Genomic DNA, 18,117 nt, shown 5'->3' on the forward strand with positions numbered 1-18,117 from the left:
GCTCTCCCTATCCGGTGCCGGGACGCCAGCTGCGGACAGGTTGTCGCTGTGGTGCAGTGTGCTGGGGTGGTGTTCCCCAGGTTTTGGCGGCCCGGCACTCGTGAAATCTGTGATCACATAAGTTGGACGGGAAACACGGTAGCATGCGTCACATTAGCGGCTTCCACGGTGTCACTGACCTGCGAGGACACAAAAGCCTGCGCCGGTGCACCCTCCTCGAGAGGAGGAATACACCGGCACAGGCTCACCGGCCCCGACGTGCGGGACGAGAACCGCTAGAGCAGCAGCTCCGCGATCTGGATCGTGTTCAACGCCGCGCCCTTGCGCAGGTTGTCACCGGAGACCACGAGGACCAGGCCACGGCCGTCCTCCACCGACTGGTCCTGGCGGATACGCCCCACCAGGGACGGGTCCACACCCGCGGCAGCCAACGGCGTCGGCACGTCCGTCAGCTCCACACCCGGCGCCGCGGACAGGACCTCCTCGGCACGCTCCGGGGTGATCGCGGAATCGAACTCCGCGTGCACCGTCATCGTATGCCCGGTGAACACCGGAACACGCACGCAGGTGCCGGCCACGGGAAGCTCCGGGATGTGCAGGATCTTGCGCGACTCATTGCGCAGCTTCTGCTCCTCGTCGGTCTCCCCGGAGCCGTCGTCCACGATGCTGCCGGCCATCGGCAGCGCGTTGAAGGCGATCGGGGCCACGTACGGGCCGAAGTCCTCGACCTGCAGCGCCGACCCGTCGGTCGCCAGGTTCTCCAGCACCTCCAGGTTGGCCCGCACCTGGTCGGCCAGGGCCTTCACCCCGGCCAGACCCGAACCGGACACCGCCTGGTAGCTCGACACGTGCAGGCGCTTCAGACCGGCCACACCGTGCAGGGCACCCAGCACCGGCATCGCCGCCATGGTGGTGCAGTTCGGGTTGGCGATGATGCCCTTCGGCACGTCCTTCGCGTCGTCCGGGTTGACCTCCGAGACGATCAGCGGGACCTCCGGATCCTTACGCCACGCCGAGGAGTTGTCCACCACGGTGGCGCCGGCCTCCACGAAACGCGGGGCCTGCACCTTGGACGTCGCACCACCGGCGGAGAACAGGGCCACGTCGATGCCACGCAGGTCCTCCGTCGAGGTCGCCTCGACGTCCTCGACGACGACACGTCCGCCGTTGAACTCGATCTCGGTGCCCGCCGAGCGGGCCGAGGCGAAGAAACGCACCGAGTCCAGCTTCTCCAGCACGGCCGGACGGTTCTCCAGGATGTCACGCATCACGCGGCCGACCTGGCCGGTGGCGCCCACAATCGCGAGGGTGGTCATGGTTTTCTCGGTGTCCCTTCTACCGGCCGGTGCCGGCGTAGACGGTGGCGGTCTCCTCGCCACCGAGCTTGAAACGCTCGTGCAGGGCGGCCACGGCCGCGTCGAGGTCGGTGTCGCGGATCAGCACGGAGATACGGATCTCCGAGGTGGAGATCAGCTCGATGTTGATGCCAGCGTCGCGCAGCGCCTCGCAGAAGTCCGCGGTCACGCCGGGGTGCGACTTCATGCCCGCACCCACCAGCGACACCTTGCCGACCTGGTCGTCGAACAGCAGCTGCCCGAACTTCTGGTGCTCCTCGGCGCCCTGCAGGCCCTTGAGCAGCTCCACGGCGCGCGGTGCGTCCTCCCGCGGGCAGGTGAAGGTGATGTCGGTCAGGTTGTCCGCCAGCGACGACACGTTCTGCAGCACCATGTCGATGTTGATCTCCGCGTCCGCCAGGGTGCGGAACACGCGGGCGGCCTCGCCCGGCTTGTCGGGGATGCCGAGCACGGTGACCTTCGCCTCGGAACGGTCGTGGGCGACACCGGTAAGGACTGCTTCTTCCACGGGGATATCCTCCAAAGAGCCGGACACCAGGGTGCCGGTTTCGTTGCTGAATGATGAACGGACACGGATCGGGACGTTGAAGGCGCGGGCGTACTCCACGCACCGCAGCATCAGGATCTTGGCGCCGACGGCGGCCATCTCCAGCATCTCGTCGAAGGAGATGGTGTCCAGCCGCTTGGCGTTGGGCACGATGCGCGGGTCGGCGGTGTACACGCCGTCGACGTCGGAGTAGATCTCGCACACGTCGGCCTTCAGTGCGGCGGCAAGCGCCACGGCGGTGGTGTCCGAGCCACCACGGCCCAGGGTGGTGATGTCCCGGGTCTCCCGGTTGACGCCCTGGAAGCCGGCGACGAGGCAGATCTTTCCCTCGTCCAGCGCCTCGCGCACCCGGCCCGGGGTCACGTCCACGATGCGGGCGTTGCCGTGACGCTCCGTGGTGATCACCCCGGCCTGGGAGCCGGTGAAGGACTGCGCCTCGGCGCCGAAGGAGTCGATGGCCATGGCCACCAGGGAGTTGGAGATGCGCTCACCGGCGGTGAGCAGCATGTCCATCTCACGGCCCGGCGGCACCGGGTTGACCTGGTTCGCCAGGTCGAGCAGGTCGTCGGTGGTGTCACCCATCGCGGAGCAGACCACGACCACGTCGTGGCCCTGCTTCTTGGTCTCCACGATGCGCTGCGCCACGCGCCGGATACGTTCGGCGCTCTCCAACGACGATCCGCCGTACTTCTGCACGATCAAGGCCACGGTTCCCAGCTCCACCTTCCCGTGTTGACGGGATAACTCGTTATAATTGCTCAGACCTCCCCAGCGTACCTGAGCCTTCACTGCTCCCGGAAGCCGGTGTCGCAGGTCACTTTCCGGCGACGACCACGGCGTGGCTACCCCACCCGACCGGCATGTCCGCCACCCCGGTGAGACCCGCCTCCGCCACCGCGGACGCCAGGTCACGGGCCGTGGGCAGACGGTGCCCGTCAACGAGCATGCGGGTCAGGTCCTCTTCGTAGTCGTGGTCCTCCTCCCCGCTCTCGGCGAGCAGCCGGGTGACGACCACGACACTGCCGGACGGCCCGACGATCGAGGCCGCCTCGGCGAGCAACGTCGGGACGTCCTGCGCGGTGCGCAGTGCGAAGGGGTCCAACAGGATCAGGACGCCCGGCGCGTCCGGCGCACTTCCAGCGTCCCCGGTGCCTTCCGCCCAGTCCCGCACCTCGACGCGGTCCCGGCGCGAGGCTGCGACCTCGCGCAGCACCCGTTCGTGCGAGGCGTCCTGTGACTCCTGCAGGTCGAGCACCGTGACGTTGAGGTCGCCACGGGCACGGACGAGCTCGTCGGCGTACACCGCGGCGGCCACGCCCTCGGACGCTCCGGCCACGGCGACGTGCGTCGGCGCACCGCCGGGCAGTGCGTCCAGCTTCTTCGCCAGCGCCGGGGCGACCCACTGGGCGCGGGTGGCCTCGCCGTCGGCGAGGGTCTCGCCCAGGGCGGGATTCTCGGCCCGGACGGACGCCCAGTCGGCCCCGCGCGAGCCGATGGCTGCCGGCGTGCCGGTGCGCAGCGTCTCGTCGAGATGCAGCCAGGCCAGCGACTGGACCGCCCCCGGCCCGGTCAGGCGTGCGACGACGCCCTCCGGATCGGCGAGCTCGTTACCCAGGGTCGTGAGCTGCACGGTCGGCGCCTCTGCGTCTTCAGCGTCTTCAGCGTCACCGGCGATGGTGAGCAGGTCGAGCGACTGCAGGTAGCGCAGGAAACGCAGGAGCCGGTCCGGGTCCACCCCGGTCGCGCCGGCGACCTCGGCGAGGGGCGCCGCCGGTCCGCCCGCCGCCTCGGCAGCCACGTCGACGGCCTCGAACAGGCCCAGCCGTGCAGCCGCCTGCAGTGCCAGGCCCGGCGCGATCTCGGTGAGCTCGTGGAGCTGCATGAGCACGGAGATGCTCGACGACGGTGCCTCGGCTGCGGCGGCGGCACCGGTCGCGTCCTCCCCCGCCTCGCCGTTGCCCTCTTCCTGGGCGGCCGGCTGCGGGGCGTCGACCTTGCGCCAGTAGCCGGTGACCTGCACGTGCTCGCGCGGCACCCCGGCGGTCTTGATGAAGGAACGGACCTTCTTCAGCCGTCCGGCCTCACCACCGGCCCACACGAAGGGCGTGCCCTCCGGCAGTGCGGTGTCGCCGGACGCCAGGGCGTCGACCTCCGCGGTGAAGTCCCCGCCCTCGGCGCGCACGACCCAGCGCAGGTCCAGGGTGTCCGCGCAGGCCACCTGACCCAGGTCCTCCTGGATGTCGGCCTGGTCCGGGACCTCCACGATGGCGAGCACGCGGTGCCCGGCGGGCACCTCCTCCAGACAGCGGCCGATCGCCGGCAGGGCGGTCTCGTCGCCGACGAGCAGCAGCCAGTCGGTGTGGACCGGCAGCGAGGCGCAGTTCTTCGGGCCGGCGGCGTACACCTTGTCGCCGACGCCCGCGGTGGACGACCACCCCTCCGCCAGGCCCGCGCCGTGACGGGCGAAGTCCACGACGAGTTCGCCGTGCTCCCCGGCGTCCGGCGACCAGCGGCGCACCGTGTAGGTACGGAAGAGCTCGTTGACCTCGGCGGTCCAGTCCAGGCGGCCGTCGCCCAGCGACACCGGGTAGGGACGCTCGGCGGTCTCCGGGTGGGGGAAGATCATCCGCATGTCGTCGTCGAAACCGTCGGAGACGATGGCCGGCACGGTCTCACCGTCGCGCTCATGGGCGCGCAGCCCCTCACCACCGAAGACGATGCGGCGCATGTTCGGGGAGACGTCCTCGACCCCGAGCACCTCCAGCTCGCGCATCGTGATCGGGTAGATGTCGGTGTCGCGGCTGATTCGTGGCACGGCGAAGTGCTCCTCACGTTGGGTGCGGGGGTGGCGGTCGAACCGCTTCGCCACGAGGTTAGCATCACCTGACATACCCCCTACCGGTGGACGGGCGGTGCCGATACGATTACTGAGCGTAACCACCCTTTCGTATTCTCGAGGAGAGAATCACATGTCTCATCTGCCCACCATGCGCCGCCGGATCGCCGGCGCCGTCGTCGTCTCCGGCCTCGTGTTCGCCATGGCCGCCTGCTCCGACGACAGCGACGACAGCAGCTCGTCCGACGGCTCCGACAGCACCGACACCTCCGCCGCGTCCCAGAGCGACGGCGAGTGGCCGCGCACCGTCGACTCGATCGGCGTCGACGACGGCACCCCCACCGGTGAGACCGAGGAGGTGGAGATCCCCGCCCAGCCCGAGCGCATCGTGTCGACGTCGGTGACCCTGACCGGCAGCCTGCTGTCCATGGACGCCCCGGTCATCGCCTCCGGTGCAGCGAGCCCGGGCCCGACCTACGACGACAAGGGCTTCTTCAAGCAGTGGGCCGACGTCGCCGACGAGCGTGGTGTCGAGGAGATCGGCCAGCTGGAGCCGGACTTCGAGAAGATCGCCGCCCAGGACCCCGACCTGATCATCGTCTCCGCCTTCGGCGCGGACGCCGCCCCGGACCTCGCCGAGCGCCTGTCGGAGGTCGCCCCCACCGTGGTCCTGGACTACTCCGACAAGGACTGGACCGAGGTCACCACGCAGCTCGGTGAGGTCACCGGCCACGAGGAGGAGGCCGCCGACGCCATTCAGGAGTTCAAGGACCGCGCCACCGAGGTGACCGAGAACATCGAGGAGCCCGAGCAGCCCGTGCAGTTCATCCTGCCGGCGACCGACGGCGGCGTGAACTTCATGACCGGCGAGTCCGCGCAGGGCCGCATCATCGAGGAGCTCGGCTGGGACCTGGACGTCCCCGGCGAGGGTGTGGCACGTACCGACGGCGACTACGCCGGACGCACGGACGTGGTGCAGGTCACCGACGAGAACCTGGACAAGGGCCTGACCGGCCGGACGATCTTCGCCACGAACGCCGACGCCGACAACCCCGTCAGCGAGCAGATGGCCGAGAAGCCCACCGCGCGCAACACCTACGCCGTGGAGAACGACCGCATCTTCGAGTTCAGTGCCGAGACCTTCCGCATCGACTACTACAGCGCGATGGTGATGCTCGACCAGATCGAGGAGTACTTCGCGAAGTGATCGTGACGTGATCGTGGGGTAATCGGGTAATAAAGCCCTCTGATACATCCTCGGCGGCGGACGACTAGTCTGAGTTTCTGATGATGCACAGCAACCTGCTCGCTGTCGTCTTCGCCCTTCTTTCTGCCCTCACCGTGGCCTGGGGAACGATCCTGCGCCACCAGGTCGCCGAACAGACGTCGGGCGACCGCGACAACGCCCACGGCACCCCGGTCCTCGCGGCCGTCGCCCGTCCACGCTGGTGGGCGGGCGTCTTCTGCGCGCTGGCGGCCTACGGGCTGCAGATCGTGGCGCTGGGGTTCGGCACGCTGCTGGTCGTCCAGCCGGTGCTGGTGCTCTCGTTGATGTTCACCCTGCCGCTGGCCGCCCGTTTCGACGGACGCCGGGTGTCGCGTATGGAGATGGCGTGGGCGACGCTGCTCACCGTCGCCGTGGGCGTGGTCGTGGTGTGGGGACGTCCCCTGCCCGGCAACGATTTCCCGACGTTGGGCACGTGGATGGCCACCCTCGGGGTGGGCGCGATCGTCTTGCTGGCCCTGATGTGGCTGGCCTCCCGGCAGCAGCTGCGCACCCGAGCCCTGATCCTCGGCGCCGTGACCGGCGCGATCATGGGTTACCTGGCGGTGCTGTCGAAGTCGGTGGTCAACATCTTCAACCAGGAGGGCGTGGCCGCCCTGCTGACCACCTGGGAGCTCTACGGGGTCATCGCCGCGGCGATCATCGGCACACTGGTGCAGCAGGCCAGCTTCAACGCCGGCGCGTTGAAGAACTCGCTGCCCGCCATGACGATCACCGAGCCGATCGTGGCGTTCGTGCTGGGCTACCTGGTGCTCGGTGAGCGGTTCCAGGTGGAGGGCACCCAGTGGCTGATCATGGCCGGTGCCCTGGTGGTGATGATCGTGTCCACGGTGGTGCTCTCGCGCCGCGGCGTGGAGTGAGTGGAAAAGGATATCCTCGGCGCCATGGACTTTGTCGACCCGTCGATCAGGGCGGTCTACGAGACACTCGACCTGATCGGGGTGGTTCTCTACGGGATGATCGGGGCGATCATCGCCCGCGCCCGCAACCTCGACTTCATCGGCATCCTCTTCCTGTCGATCATCACCGCGTTGGGCGGCGGCATGATCCGCGACGTGCTCATCGACAACGGGCCGCCGGCCGCCATGCAGGACATGCGCTACTTCGGGCTCGCCCTGGTCGGGGCGGTGATCTCCACGATGATCCACATGAACTCCCGCGGGTGGGAGATCTTCCGCGTCCACGGCGACGCCGTGGTCCTGGGCGTGTGGGCCGCGACCGGCTCGACGAAGGCGCTGGCCAACGACCTGCCGTGGTCGTCGGCGCTGTTCCTCGGGGTCTTGACGGTGGTCGGCGGCGGCATGATCCGGGACGTGATGACCGGGTCGGTGCCCGCGATCTTCGGCGGGGCGACGTTGTACGCGACCCCGGCACTGCTCACCGCGGCGGTGATGGTCGGGATCAAGTCGTTGGACGACTCCGGGGTCGCCGGTGACTTCCCGGTGTTCCTGGTGGGGCTGATCGTGTCCCCCTTCATCGGCGCGGGGCTGATGATCGCCGCCTACTGGCGGGGTTGGGTGCTACCTGGGATGCAGGACCTGTCGTGGGCGGCGCAGAAGAGGCTGCGCCAGCCGATGACGATGGCGCGGGCCATGAAACTGCGCCGTATCCGCCTGCGACGGCGAGAGGAGGCCGAAGAGGTGGCAGAGGAGAAGGCCGAGGAAGAGCGCGGCGAGTGATCCTCAGATCGCGTACTCGAAGCCGATGAGCATCTCGGCGGACACCCAGAATCCCAGGGTGCACCACAGGACCGCCGCGACCCCGATCGCCGCGCCGGCCACGACATGGACCGGACCCACCGCCCCGGCAGTCCGCCAGCCACGCACCGCCCGGACGACCAGCGGCAGGCACAGCAGGAGCACCGGGATCAGCAGCAGCCGCGGACGTGAGTGCATGATGCCGTCCGACCCCAGCACGATGCCCGCCAGGACCACCGCCGGCAGCCACAGCTGCCAGGGGATCCACCCCGCCCACAGCATCCACAGCGACGCCACGCACAGCAACGCCACCAGGATCATCGACCAGCTGGAGATCGTGTAGCCGGTCATCTGGCCGGGCAGGTTGTCCGCCAGCCACCGCAGCGTGGCCGCCCCCAGGTCGACCCCGGAGTGCCAGCCACGCTCCTGCGCGGCGAAGTACCCGCCGATCTCGGCGACCGTCCGGTTCGCCCACGCCAGGTAGGCGCCGATCCCCAGGGCGCCGAGCACCGGCGCGGTGACGGCGGACGCCGGGAAGGCAGGAAGCGCAGCGTCCTGCCGTGTTCGTCCTGCCTGGCGCGCCCGCCACCAGCGCCACACCTCGACCACGGCGGCGACGCACAGTGTGAGCACCAGTGCCGCGGCGGTGAGCCGGGTCAGCCCGGCGAACAGGGTCAGCACACCGGCGGCGAGGTGGCGGCGGCGCAGCAGGAAGTACAGCGCCCACACCGTCAGGGCGGTGAACAGGCTCTCGGAGTAGGGCATCCAGTAGACGACACCCATCGGCGCACCGACGGCGAGCACCGTCACCACGGCCGTCAGCACGACCAACGTCCGGCGGTCCGGAGGACACCACAGCTCGGTGGCCAGCAGGCTGACACCCCAGGCCAGGAACAACGTCGCGACGGCGGAGGTGAACATCGCGGCGAGGAACGTCGCGTCCGCCACGTCCAGCACCGCCATCGGGGCGGCGACGAGGCGCACCAGCACCGGGTACCCGGGGAAGAACGCCACCGACTCCCACTGCACCGGGCCGGACGGTTCGGACGACATGACGAACCCGGAGTAGCCGTGCTCCGAGATCATCATCATCCAGTGCGCGTCCCACTGCGTGAGGACCTCGCGCAGGCTGAGGCCGTTGCGGTTGCCCCGGACGGTCATCACGACCATCTGCACGACGGCGGTCAGCACCGTCACCACGCCCGAGACCACTGCGGTCACCGCCGTCACGCCAGCCGTTGCTCTTCGTTCCACGGTCGTCCATCCTAGCGCCCCACCACCATGGCGAACCCGGTCGACGTTAGCCCGGTCACACTCCCACTTTCCCCGCGTCCGCGTCACCGTGTTACAGTGGTCGCCATGATTAACTCGCGCGCGCAGCTCCTCCTTCTCTGCCGCGGCGGGGTCAGGTTCTGAAAAACCGACCGGCTCCCCGTCGCGGAGTTGAGTCGTGCCGGTCGGTGATGACCATTATTTCCTTCCACCGATCCAAGGAGCACCATCATGACCCCCTCTGATTCCTTCATCTCCGCCCCCGCCCGCATCTCCACCCCTGCCGGCGAGATCCCCGAGGGCCAGAAGGCCTGGAACAAGCAGCGCCCCTCCCAGATGCCGGCGCACCGCTACCAGCCGCACTTCACCGAGGTCGAGCGCTTCCAGCTGCCCGACCGCACCTGGCCGGACAAGGTCATCGACACCGCACCCCAGTGGTGCGCGGTGGACCTGCGCGACGGCAACCAGGCCCTGATCGACCCGATGAGCCCGGAGCGCAAGCGCCGCATGTTCGACCTGCTGGTACGCATGGGCTACAAGGAGATCGAGGTCGGCTTCCCGTCCGCCTCCCAGGTCGACTTCGACTTCGTCCGCGAGATCATCGAGAACGACATGATCCCGGAGGACGTCACCATCCAGGTGCTGGTGCAGGCGCGCGAGCACCTGATCCGCCGCACCTTCGAGGCGTGCGAGGGCGCGAAGAACGTGATCGTGCACTTCTACAACTCCACCTCGATCCTGCAGCGCCGCGTGGTCTTCCGGAAGGACCGGGACGCGATCAAGAAGCTGGCGACCGACGCCGCCGAGCTGATCAAGGACGTCGCCAAGGACTACCCGGACACCACCTGGCGCTGGCAGTACTCCCCGGAGTCCTACACCGGCACCGAGGTCGAGTACGCCAAGGAGGTCTGCGACGCGGTCATCGAGATCATGGAGCCGACCCCGGAGAACCCGATCATCATCAACCTGCCGTCCACGGTGGAGATGATCACCCCGAACGTCTACGCCGACGGCATCGAGTGGATGAGCCGCCACATCGCCCGCCGCGACTCGGTGATCCTGTCGCTGCACCCGCACAACGACCGCGGCACCGGTGTCGCCACCGCCGAGCTGGGCTACATGGCCGGCGCCGACCGCATCGAGGGCTGCCTGTTCGGCAACGGTGAGCGCACCGGCAACGTGGACCTGGTGACCCTGGGGCTGAACATGTTCACCCAGGGCGTGGACCCGCAGATCGACTTCTCCGACATCGACGAGATCCGCCGCACGGTGGAGTACTGCAACCAGCTGGTCGTCCCGGAGCGTCAGCCCTACGGCGGCGACCTGGTGTTCACCGCCTTCTCCGGTTCGCACCAGGACGCCATCAACAAGGGCATCGACGCCCTGGCGGACTCCGTCTCCCCGGGCCACCACGCCAACGAGATCTCCGAGGAGGACTTCCGCCGCGTGCAGTGGGAGGTCCCCTACCTGCCGATCGACCCGAAGGACATCGGCCGCAGCTACGAGGCCGTGATCCGGGTGAACTCGCAGTCCGGCAAGGGCGGCGTGGCCTACATCATGAAGACCGACCACGGCATCGACATGCCGCGTCCGATGCAGGTCGAGTTCTCCGGCGTGGTCCAGGCCGTGACCGAGGCCGAGGGCGGCGAGGTGAACTCCAAGGCCATGTGGGACATCTTCACCGGCGAGTACCTGGAGCGCACCTCCCCGCTGGAGCAGATCTCCGTGACGGTGGACGGCCCGCAGACCGAGGGGTCGGAGACCAAGGTCACCGCCGAGATCGAGTGGAAGGGCGACACCCGCACCATCCAGGGCCGTGGCAACGGGCCGATCGCGGCGTACTGCAACGCCCTGGAGGCCCTGGGCGTGGACGTGGAGGTCCAGGAGTACTCCCAGCACGCCCGCACCGCCGGCGACGACGCGGAGGCCGCGGCCTACGTCCTGGCGCAGATCGACGGCCAGCAGGTCTGGGGTGTCGGCATCGCCGGTTCGATCACCTACGCCTCGCTGAAGGCCATCACCTCCGGGGTGAACCGCGCGCACTCCAAGGAGCCGGTCGCCCAGGGTGTGCTCGGCGGGGTCTAGTCCCAGCTGGGTCAGCTGTGTCATCTGAGTCGTCCCCCAGGTAACGAAACAGTGGGTTTCGTGGCCTGGGGGACGACCCAGTTGGCACCACCCCGCAGGGGCACCGGAATCCGCTTCCTAACCCGGTGGTTGGCCGGTGCGGCACGCCCGTGCGACAGTGAACGCCCTGTCCCTGCGTGACCTCCGAGGAGTCTTTTTCACGGTGCGTACCGAACAACAGGCCCTGCGCGTGTCGCTGGTCGCCGTCCTCCTGCTCTCCGCGCTCGGCATCGGCTTCGGCCTGGTGTCCGGGTCCGCGGCCATCCTGTTCGACGGCGTCTTCTCCCTCGTCGACGCCCTGATGTCGGTGATCTCCATCATCCTGGCCGGGCTGCTCGCCAAATCCAGGTCCGAGGGGCTGCCGCGGCGGTTCAGCATGGGGTTCTGGCACTTCGAACCGTTGGTGCTGTGCCTCAACGCCCTGGTGATGATGGCGGTCGCCGGCTATGCGCTGCTGCAGGCCGTCACCGCGCTGCTGGACGGCGGACGCGAGGTCGAGTTCGGCCCGGCCGTGGTCTACACCGTGGTCGTCCTGCTGCTCGCCGGCACCACCGCGGCCCTGGAGCACCGGGCGAACCGGAGGATCGGCTCCGCGTTGGTGGCCATGGACGTCAAGGGGTGGCTCATGGGCGCCGGGGTGACGGGTGCGCTGTTGATCGCGTTCCTGGTCGGCATGGTCATCGACGGGACCTCCCACGAGCACCTGCTGCCGTACGTGGACCCGGTGGTGCTGATCGTCGTGGCGTCCGTGCTGATCCCGGTGCCGGTGCGCACCCTGCTGCGCGCACTGTCCGAGATCGCGCTGGTCACCCCGCCGGAACTGCACGCCGAGGCCCGCGCCGTCGCCGACCGGGTCGTCGCCGAGGAGGGTTTCCTGTCCGCGGACGTGCATGCCGCGCAGGTCGGCCGCTCGCGCCAGCTGGAGATCGTCTTCCACGTCTCCCCCGACACACCCCCGCGCCCCCTGACGCAGTGGCACGGCATCCGTCGTCGGGTCGCCGGCGAGCTCGGGGGCGACGACCCGGACAGCTGGATCACCGTGTGGTTCACCACCGACGAGTGACGCAGACGTGGAGCTCCGGCGCGGCGAGTCACCGGTGTCCTTAGCACCGGCGGCTCGACGGAACGTATGATGTCCCCCATGACTTCCCCCGGTTCCGGCCCCGACGCCACCCACGGCGCAGACGGTGCCCCGCGCAGCGGACAGGGCCGTTCCCGGCGTCGCCGCCGCCAGGTCCACCGCCGTTCCGCTCCCCCGTCGGCACGGACCGTCGAGCAGGCAGACAAGAAGGCCGAACAGAAGATACAGGACGCCCCGGCCGCCGTGCCTGCCGAGCCTGCCGTGCCTGCCGCGTCCGCACCCTCCGTTCAGGACGCACCGGGCACGCAGGACGCTCCGGTGCAGGACGGCGCGGCGCAGGCCGCGCCGCGTCCCGCCCGTAACCTCCCGAAGACCTTCCACGGCTCGTTGCCGAGTGCGCAGGAGGCGCCGTTCGTGGAGATCACGGTGGCGACGTCGGGCATCCACCCCAGCACCTCACGGATGGTGGCGTTCGCCGCGACGTTGCACACCGCCGACGGGGAGCGTGCCGTGTTCAGCGGCAACCGTCCCGCCTCGGCGCAGACCGACGGTACCGACGGCACCGAAAACACAGACCCCGCCGCGCAGCTCACCGGCTTCGTCCAGCAGATCAACCCCGGCGAGGACCCGGGCCCGTGGCACCTGCACGGCTACACGGAGGCCGACCTGGGCCAGGCGCCCGGTTTCGCCACCGTCGCCCCGCTGCTGTTCGACCTGATCGAGGGACGCACCCTGATCTGCCACAACACCACGCTGACGTGGGGGTTCATCCAGTTCGAGTACCGGCGCGCCCAGCGTGCGGCGAACCGCGGCACCCAGCGCAACAACCCGCGCGGGCGGCGGCGCGGGCAGCGTCGGCCGAAGAAGATCTCGGTGCCCACGCCCACGCGCATCATCGACACCCTGGCCTCGGCCCGACGTGCCGGGGTACCGGTGGAGGATCCGCGCCTGCGCAGCATCGCGTCCTACTACACGCACGCCCACGGGCTGGACCTGCCGCAGGACGCCCTGGCGTCCCTCGGCCCGGCGTCCAGCCTGCAGCGCGCCGACGTGCTCGCCGACGAGCTGCTGCTCGCCGACACCCGCATCCTGCACCCTCTCCACCTCGCGCAGCGCGAGGTCGCCGACGGTGCCGCCGACAACACGCCCGGCGGGTTGTCGGTCGCCGATCCGTCCGACCTGACGGCGGACCGGTTCGGTCTGCAACGCAGCACCGTGCGGGTGGACGCCACCACCTCGCCGCGTCCCTTCGGCAACCCGGGCACGCCCGACGGGCACACCCTGCGCCAGGGCATGGAGTTCGTGGTCAGCCCGGACGTGGGCGACGACCCGGACCTGCTGATCAGCACCGCCACGAAGGCCGGACTGGTGTACAGCGAGAAGCTGAACAGGACGTCGAGCCTGGTGGTGTGCAACCGCAGCCACGAGCTGCGCGGCAAGGCGATGCACGGGGAGCGCAAGAACATCCCCCTGTTCACCGACGAGGAGTTCCTCGCCGCCTTGGAGGACGTGGAGCCGGGCTCCACCGACATCGCCGTGCCGGACGCCCGGCCGGCGACCCCGCGCATCCCCGCCCCGCAACGCGGCAAGAGCCGTAACCAGGGACGAAACCGCAACCAGTCGCGCAACCGCAACCAGGCCCGCGGCAAGAACGGCGGCAGGGGTGGCAACGGTGGCGGTAACTCCGGCGGCGGCAACTCCGGCAATGCGTCGAAGGACCCCGCCAAGGACGCCACGTCCGGCGGCGGGAAGAACAACGGCGGCGGCAACGGCGGCGGCAACGGTTCCGGCCGGTCGTCGTCCCGGCGGCGTCGACGGCGCGGCTCCGGCAGCCAGAAGCAGCAGGGCCAGAAGCAGAACCAGAAGCAGAACCAGAACCAAGGGTGAATAAAGCAATGGGAATGTTGACCTCACTGGCCGTCCGCGCGGCGGACGCCGCGACCTGGGCGTCGAAGAAGACCGGCCGCGGTTCCGGCGGCATGATCGGCGGCCTGGTCGCCAACTTCATCGACCCGAAGCTCATGGAGCAGCTCGGCGCGGGACGCCCCTGCACCATCGTCACCGGCACCAACGGCAAGTCCACCACGACCCGCATGCTCGCCGAGGCGGTCCGCGCCCTCGGCACGGTGGCCACCAACGACGGCGGCGACAACATGGACGCCGGGGTGATCTCCGCACTGCTGGCCGGCCGGGACCGCGAGCGCATCGTCCTGGAGGTCGACGAGCTGCACGTGCCGGCCATCGCCAAGAAGCTCGACTGCGACGTCCTGGTGCTGCTGAACCTCTCACGCGACCAGCTCGACCGGGTCGGCGAGATCAACAAGATCGAGCGGGTGCTGCGCGAGTGCGTGGAGGCGCGCCCCGGGATGACCGTCGTCGCCAACTGCGACGACGTGCAGGTCACGTCCGTGGCGTGGGACTGCCCCAACGTGGTGTGGGTGTCCGCCGGCGTCGGGTTCACCGGCGACTCCACGTCCTGCCCGCGCACCGGTGGTGCGGTGGTGCGCACCGAGGAGCAGGACGGCTCCCCGGACTGGTACGCGGTGAAGCCGCTGGCCGACGGCCGCGAGTTCCGCCGTCCCACACCCACCTGGACGGTCACGCCCGAGGGGCTGACCACGCCCTCGGGCGAGCTGCTGCCGCTGTCGTTGAAGCTGCCAGGCAACGCCAACCGGGGCAACGCCACGCAGGCGATCGCCGCGGCGGTGGCCCTCGGCGTGGACGAGACGTCCGCCCTGGCCGCCGCCGAGCGTGTCGACGACGTCGCCGGACGCTACTCCACGGTGAACCTCGACGGCCGCGAGGTGCACCTGCTGCTCGCCAAGAACCCGGCCGGCTGGCAGGAGGCCCTGTCGATGGTCGACCGCGCCGCCGACGGCCTGGTCATCGCCGTGAACGGGCAGGTCGCCGACGGTCAGGACCTGTCCTGGCTGTGGGACGTGAAGTTCGAGAACCTCGACGACCTCAAGGTCGTCGCCGCCGGTGAGCGGTCCTCGGACCTGGCCGTACGCCTCGGCTACGCCGGGGTGGAGCACGACACCGTGGCGGACACCGTCGCCGCGGTGCGCGCCTGCCCGCCCGGGCGCGTGGAGGTGCTGGCGAACTACACGGCCTTCCGTGACCTGCGTAAGGACCTGCAGAAGGAGATCTCCCAGTGAGTAGAGAAGCGGCCCTGAACATCGGTCTGGTGCTGCCGGACGTGCTCGGCACCTACGGCGACGACGGCAACGCCCTCGTCCTGCGCCAACGTGCGCGGATGCGCGGCATCACCGCCGAGATCCACCCGATCACCCTGCACGACGGCGTGCCGGAGACCCTCGACGTGTACACCGTCGGTGGTGGCGAGGACGTCGCCCAGATCCTCGCCGCCGAGCACCTCGCCGCCGACGGCGCGATGGCGCGTGCGGTGCAGGCGGGACGTCCCGTCCTGGCCATCTGTGCCGGCCTGCAGGTCTTCGGGACGTCCTTCCGGGCGTCCGACCGCATGGTGGACGGCCTGGGGCTGATCGACGCGACGACGTCCTCGCTGCAGAACCGCACCATCGGTGAGCTGCGGTCGGACCCGAATCTGAAGGGCTTCGGCCTGACCGCGGGTTCGCTGGGTGCGGCCGGTGTGCTGACCGAGCCGTTGACCGGTTTCGCCAACCACCAGGGCGCGACCCTGCTCGGCGCCGACGCCACGCCGCTGGGGTACGTGACCGAGGGCGTGGGCAACACCGACGCCCACGGTGCGCTGACCGCCGGTCTCACCCCCGAGCGTGCCGGCAAGGAGGTCTACTTCGAGGGCGCGGTGCAGGGATCGATCGTGGCGACGTACATGCACGGGCCGGTGCTGGCGCGTAACCCGCAGCTGGCGGACCTGCTGCTGGCCTCGGCGATGGACACGACGCTGGCCGAGCTGCCGCCGCTGACCGGCGCCTTCGCCACACAGCTCGACGGCGAGGTCGCGCAGCTGCGCGCGGAGCGACTGAAGGCGTAGGTCCCGTCGGTAGAGTGGTCGGCATGTCCCTCAGCCCTCTTCCCGCGGCGACCCGTGTGGGCGACCAGGCCTACGCGGCGCTGCATGCCGCGATCGTCGACGGCACGTACCAGGGCGGACGCCGCCTGCAGATCAGGGACCTCGCCGCGGAGCTGGGCATCAGCGTGATGCCGGTGCGGGAGGCCATCACCCGCCTGGAGGAGGACGGCCTGGTCGAGACGCGTCCCCGGCGCGGTGCCGTGGTGCGCTCCTTCTCCCCCGCCGAGCTCCTGGACATCTACGACGTGCGGCGTGTGCTCGAGGTCCGCGCCACGGAGCTGGGCGTCGCTGCGCTGGGTGGGGATGCCGAGGAGGGGGATGATGCCGGGAAGGCTGCCGTGACCGCGGGCGGACTGGAGCCCCTGTACGACCGGATGCTCGACGCGCTGGGCCGCGGGGACGTCCTCGGTCACCTCACCGCCGACGAAGAACTGCTGTCCGCCGTCTACGAGGCCTCCGCCAACAAGGTGCTGTGTGAGTCGATCCGCAGCCTGTGGGCACAGTGCCGGCACTACAAGATCGTCGGTGTGCGCGAGGAACTGGAGTCCCGGACGCCCGCCGGGATCCTCACCCACCAGCGTCAACTCATCGACGCGGTCGCCGCAGGGCATGCCTGTGCCGCCGCTCGGGTCACCGAGGCCTCGCTGACCTCCGCGATGGAACGCATCCGCGGCGCACTGGGCTGAGACGTCTCCTCCCCCGCTATCCACACCACCCGGTTGTCCACTCCTTCCGGCACGGATTTCATCGGCAGTAGCCATCTGTAATACAGGAGATATAGGATTGGTTGGATAGACCATCCGGTTCGCCATTACGCTCCGCTTCTTTTCAGGCTTCTGGAGGACTGCCCCCCCCCCTACGAGCAGGACCGGTGACTAACAGCATGAACAAGGCGCAAGAGCACGAGTTCTACTCCCGACCCGAGAACCAGGAACCCCAAGGTCCGCCGGTAAGGAGAAAGTCCAAGTACGGGGCTCCGGTCCCGGTCCGCTTTCCGCAGCCGCTCCTGGACCGGATCCGGGATGCCGCCGAGAAGGACGACCGCTCGGTGTCCTCGTGGATCCGGCGCGCAGCCGAGCATGAGCTCGGCCGAGAGGCTGGATAGATCCGGCACACCGACACGGCACCATCACCGGGACCGCCGGCTCTTCGGACTGGAGGGCTCGCTCGCCTCACACCCGATCTCCCTGCGGTGGCCGACGGTGTCGCCGAGCAGGCGGCGGCGTCCTCCCGACCGGAATCTGCCGCGCAATCCCGGTAGCCGACGGCGGTCACTTCCACTGGTCCTCATCATCACCCCAGCGTGCCCGGCACGCATGCGACAACCGTGGGACCACGATGGCACGCCGCGTAGCGTCCGATCACAACATGGTGGGAGTGCCCACGCGCAGCAACCCCGCAGGTCGGTCACACCGACCTGCGGGGTTGCTCGCTCACTCCGGGGGAACCCGGGCCGCTACATGCGCCGCCACTCCCCGACCACGAAGGCCTGGGCCACCGGGCCGTCGTGCGACAGGCTCAGATGCCAGACGGCGTGCCCGTTCTCCGGGGCCCCACCACCGAAGTGGCGGGTCAGCGCACCGGTGACCACGGAGTCCAACGGGTCGTGCAGCCGGATGAACGGCCGACCCCACCGGTCCTTGACGACCTCGATCCGTGACCAGTCCATCTTGGCACCGGGGATCTCGTCGCCGGCCTCGGCGGCGGTCCACGCCTTGTAGAACGCCTCCTTCGCCGCCCACCGGGCCGCCAGGTGCTGCGCCTCGTTCCCGCTCGTCTCGGCGAGACGGGCACAGGCGCGCCGCTCGGCACCGGTGAAGGACGCGGCGAACCGCGACCCCGGCAGGTCGAGCTGCTCGGCGAACGACGGGATGTCCACCACGTCGATACCGACACCCATCA

Annotated in this window: 14 protein-coding genes; 9 read left to right on the forward strand and 5 right to left on the reverse strand. The window is 69.6% G+C overall.

Annotation, left to right across the window (positions count from 1 at the left end):
* Positions 1 to 275: 275 nt before the first annotated feature.
* The 3 genes from ACT3S3_RS01130 to ACT3S3_RS01140 form a co-directional block, all read right to left on the reverse strand.
* Positions 276 to 1,316 carry an aspartate-semialdehyde dehydrogenase gene (locus ACT3S3_RS01130; protein ID WP_441579730.1) on the reverse strand — a complete coding sequence of 347 codons (1,041 nt, stop codon included), beginning with the start codon at positions 1,314 to 1,316 and terminating at the stop codon, positions 276 to 278.
* A gap of 19 nt (positions 1,317 to 1,335) precedes the next feature.
* Positions 1,336 to 2,610: an aspartate kinase gene (locus ACT3S3_RS01135; protein WP_301443149.1), complete on the reverse strand. Its 1,275-nt coding sequence runs from the start codon at positions 2,608 to 2,610 to the stop codon at positions 1,336 to 1,338.
* Positions 2,611 to 2,716: 106 nt separating this feature from the next.
* The gene (locus ACT3S3_RS01140; RefSeq protein ID WP_444626017.1) at positions 2,717 to 4,792 is read right to left on the reverse strand and encodes an SIP domain-containing protein; all 2,076 of its coding nucleotides are present in this window, start codon (positions 4,790 to 4,792) and stop codon (positions 2,717 to 2,719) included.
* A 79-nt stretch (positions 4,793 to 4,871) separates the two neighbouring features.
* Between ACT3S3_RS01140 and fepB the strand changes: the two genes are divergently transcribed.
* The 3 genes from fepB to ACT3S3_RS01155 all read left to right on the forward strand — a co-directional run bounded on the left by fepB (position 4,872) and on the right by ACT3S3_RS01155 (position 7,702).
* Positions 4,872 to 5,945: a Fe2+-enterobactin ABC transporter substrate-binding protein gene (gene fepB, locus ACT3S3_RS01145; RefSeq protein ID WP_444626019.1), complete on the forward strand. Its 1,074-nt coding sequence runs from the start codon at positions 4,872 to 4,874 to the stop codon at positions 5,943 to 5,945.
* An 83-nt stretch (positions 5,946 to 6,028) separates the two neighbouring features.
* Positions 6,029 to 6,883 carry a DMT family transporter gene (locus tag ACT3S3_RS01150; RefSeq protein WP_301443150.1) on the forward strand — a complete coding sequence of 285 codons (855 nt, stop codon included), beginning with the start codon at positions 6,029 to 6,031 and terminating at the stop codon, positions 6,881 to 6,883.
* A 24-nt stretch (positions 6,884 to 6,907) separates the two neighbouring features.
* Positions 6,908 to 7,702: a trimeric intracellular cation channel family protein gene (locus ACT3S3_RS01155; RefSeq protein ID WP_301443146.1), complete on the forward strand. Its 795-nt coding sequence runs from the start codon at positions 6,908 to 6,910 to the stop codon at positions 7,700 to 7,702.
* Between the two features lie 3 nt (positions 7,703 to 7,705).
* Here the strand turns inward: ACT3S3_RS01155 and ACT3S3_RS01160 are convergent, their stop codons facing one another.
* Entirely contained in the window at positions 7,706 to 8,974 is a 1,269-nt protein-coding gene (locus ACT3S3_RS01160; RefSeq protein WP_301443147.1) for a hypothetical protein, read from the reverse strand.
* A gap of 249 nt (positions 8,975 to 9,223) precedes the next feature.
* Here ACT3S3_RS01160 and leuA point away from each other — a divergent pair, with 249 nt between their 5' ends.
* The 6 genes from leuA (at position 9,224) to ACT3S3_RS01190 (ending at position 16,901) form a co-directional block, all read left to right on the forward strand.
* Entirely contained in the window at positions 9,224 to 11,077 is a 1,854-nt protein-coding gene (gene leuA / locus ACT3S3_RS01165; protein ID WP_441582499.1) for a 2-isopropylmalate synthase, read from the forward strand.
* A 202-nt stretch (positions 11,078 to 11,279) separates the two neighbouring features.
* Positions 11,280 to 12,179, forward strand: a complete 900-nt coding sequence (locus tag ACT3S3_RS01170) for a cation diffusion facilitator family transporter (RefSeq protein ID WP_301444205.1) — start codon at positions 11,280 to 11,282, stop codon at positions 12,177 to 12,179.
* A 78-nt stretch (positions 12,180 to 12,257) separates the two neighbouring features.
* Positions 12,258 to 14,084, forward strand: a complete 1,827-nt coding sequence (locus ACT3S3_RS01175; RefSeq protein WP_441588265.1) for a DNA polymerase III subunit epsilon — start codon at positions 12,258 to 12,260, stop codon at positions 14,082 to 14,084.
* Positions 14,085 to 14,092: 8 nt separating this feature from the next.
* Positions 14,093 to 15,355, forward strand: a complete 1,263-nt coding sequence (locus tag ACT3S3_RS01180) for a MurT ligase domain-containing protein (RefSeq protein WP_301443700.1) — start codon at positions 14,093 to 14,095, stop codon at positions 15,353 to 15,355.
* Positions 15,352 to 16,176, forward strand: coding sequence for a type 1 glutamine amidotransferase (locus tag ACT3S3_RS01185; RefSeq protein WP_301443699.1), 825 nt, complete (start codon positions 15,352 to 15,354; stop codon positions 16,174 to 16,176). Before ACT3S3_RS01180 ends, ACT3S3_RS01185 begins: the two co-directional genes overlap by 4 nt.
* Before the next feature lie 23 nt (positions 16,177 to 16,199).
* Entirely contained in the window at positions 16,200 to 16,901 is a 702-nt protein-coding gene (locus ACT3S3_RS01190; protein ID WP_301443698.1) for a GntR family transcriptional regulator, read from the forward strand.
* A gap of 770 nt (positions 16,902 to 17,671) precedes the next feature.
* On the opposite strand, the gene acpS is transcribed toward ACT3S3_RS01190, so the two are convergent.
* Positions 17,672 to 18,115, reverse strand: coding sequence for a holo-ACP synthase AcpS (gene acpS, locus ACT3S3_RS01195; protein WP_441579517.1), 444 nt, complete (start codon positions 18,113 to 18,115; stop codon positions 17,672 to 17,674).
* Positions 18,116 to 18,117 lie beyond the last annotated feature (2 nt).

It is taken from the genome of Corynebacterium sp. AOP40-4SA-5, assembly GCF_052377355.1.
Lineage (GTDB): Bacteria > Actinomycetota > Actinomycetes > Mycobacteriales > Mycobacteriaceae > Corynebacterium.

What these genes read in the sequence shown, in the direction of transcription:
- ACT3S3_RS01130 (WP_441579730.1), bottom strand. Translation starts at nt 1,316, where the DNA reads ATGACCACCCTCGCGATTGTGGGCGCCACCGGCCAGGTCGGCCGCGTG.
- ACT3S3_RS01140 (WP_444626017.1), bottom strand. Translation starts at nt 4,792, where the DNA reads ATGTCAGGTGATGCTAACCTCGTGGCGAAGCGGTTCGACCGCCACCCC.
- fepB (WP_444626019.1), top strand. Translation starts at nt 4,872, where the DNA reads ATGTCTCATCTGCCCACCATGCGCCGCCGGATCGCCGGCGCCGTCGTC.
- ACT3S3_RS01150 (WP_301443150.1), top strand. Translation starts at nt 6,029, where the DNA reads ATGCACAGCAACCTGCTCGCTGTCGTCTTCGCCCTTCTTTCTGCCCTC.
- ACT3S3_RS01155 (WP_301443146.1), top strand. Translation starts at nt 6,908, where the DNA reads ATGGACTTTGTCGACCCGTCGATCAGGGCGGTCTACGAGACACTCGAC.
- leuA (WP_441582499.1), top strand. Translation starts at nt 9,224, where the DNA reads ATGACCCCCTCTGATTCCTTCATCTCCGCCCCCGCCCGCATCTCCACC.
- ACT3S3_RS01175 (WP_441588265.1), top strand. Translation starts at nt 12,258, where the DNA reads ATGACTTCCCCCGGTTCCGGCCCCGACGCCACCCACGGCGCAGACGGT.
- ACT3S3_RS01180 (WP_301443700.1), top strand. Translation starts at nt 14,093, where the DNA reads ATGGGAATGTTGACCTCACTGGCCGTCCGCGCGGCGGACGCCGCGACC.
- ACT3S3_RS01190 (WP_301443698.1), top strand. Translation starts at nt 16,200, where the DNA reads ATGTCCCTCAGCCCTCTTCCCGCGGCGACCCGTGTGGGCGACCAGGCC.
- acpS (WP_441579517.1), bottom strand. Translation starts at nt 18,115, where the DNA reads ATGGGTGTCGGTATCGACGTGGTGGACATCCCGTCGTTCGCCGAGCAG.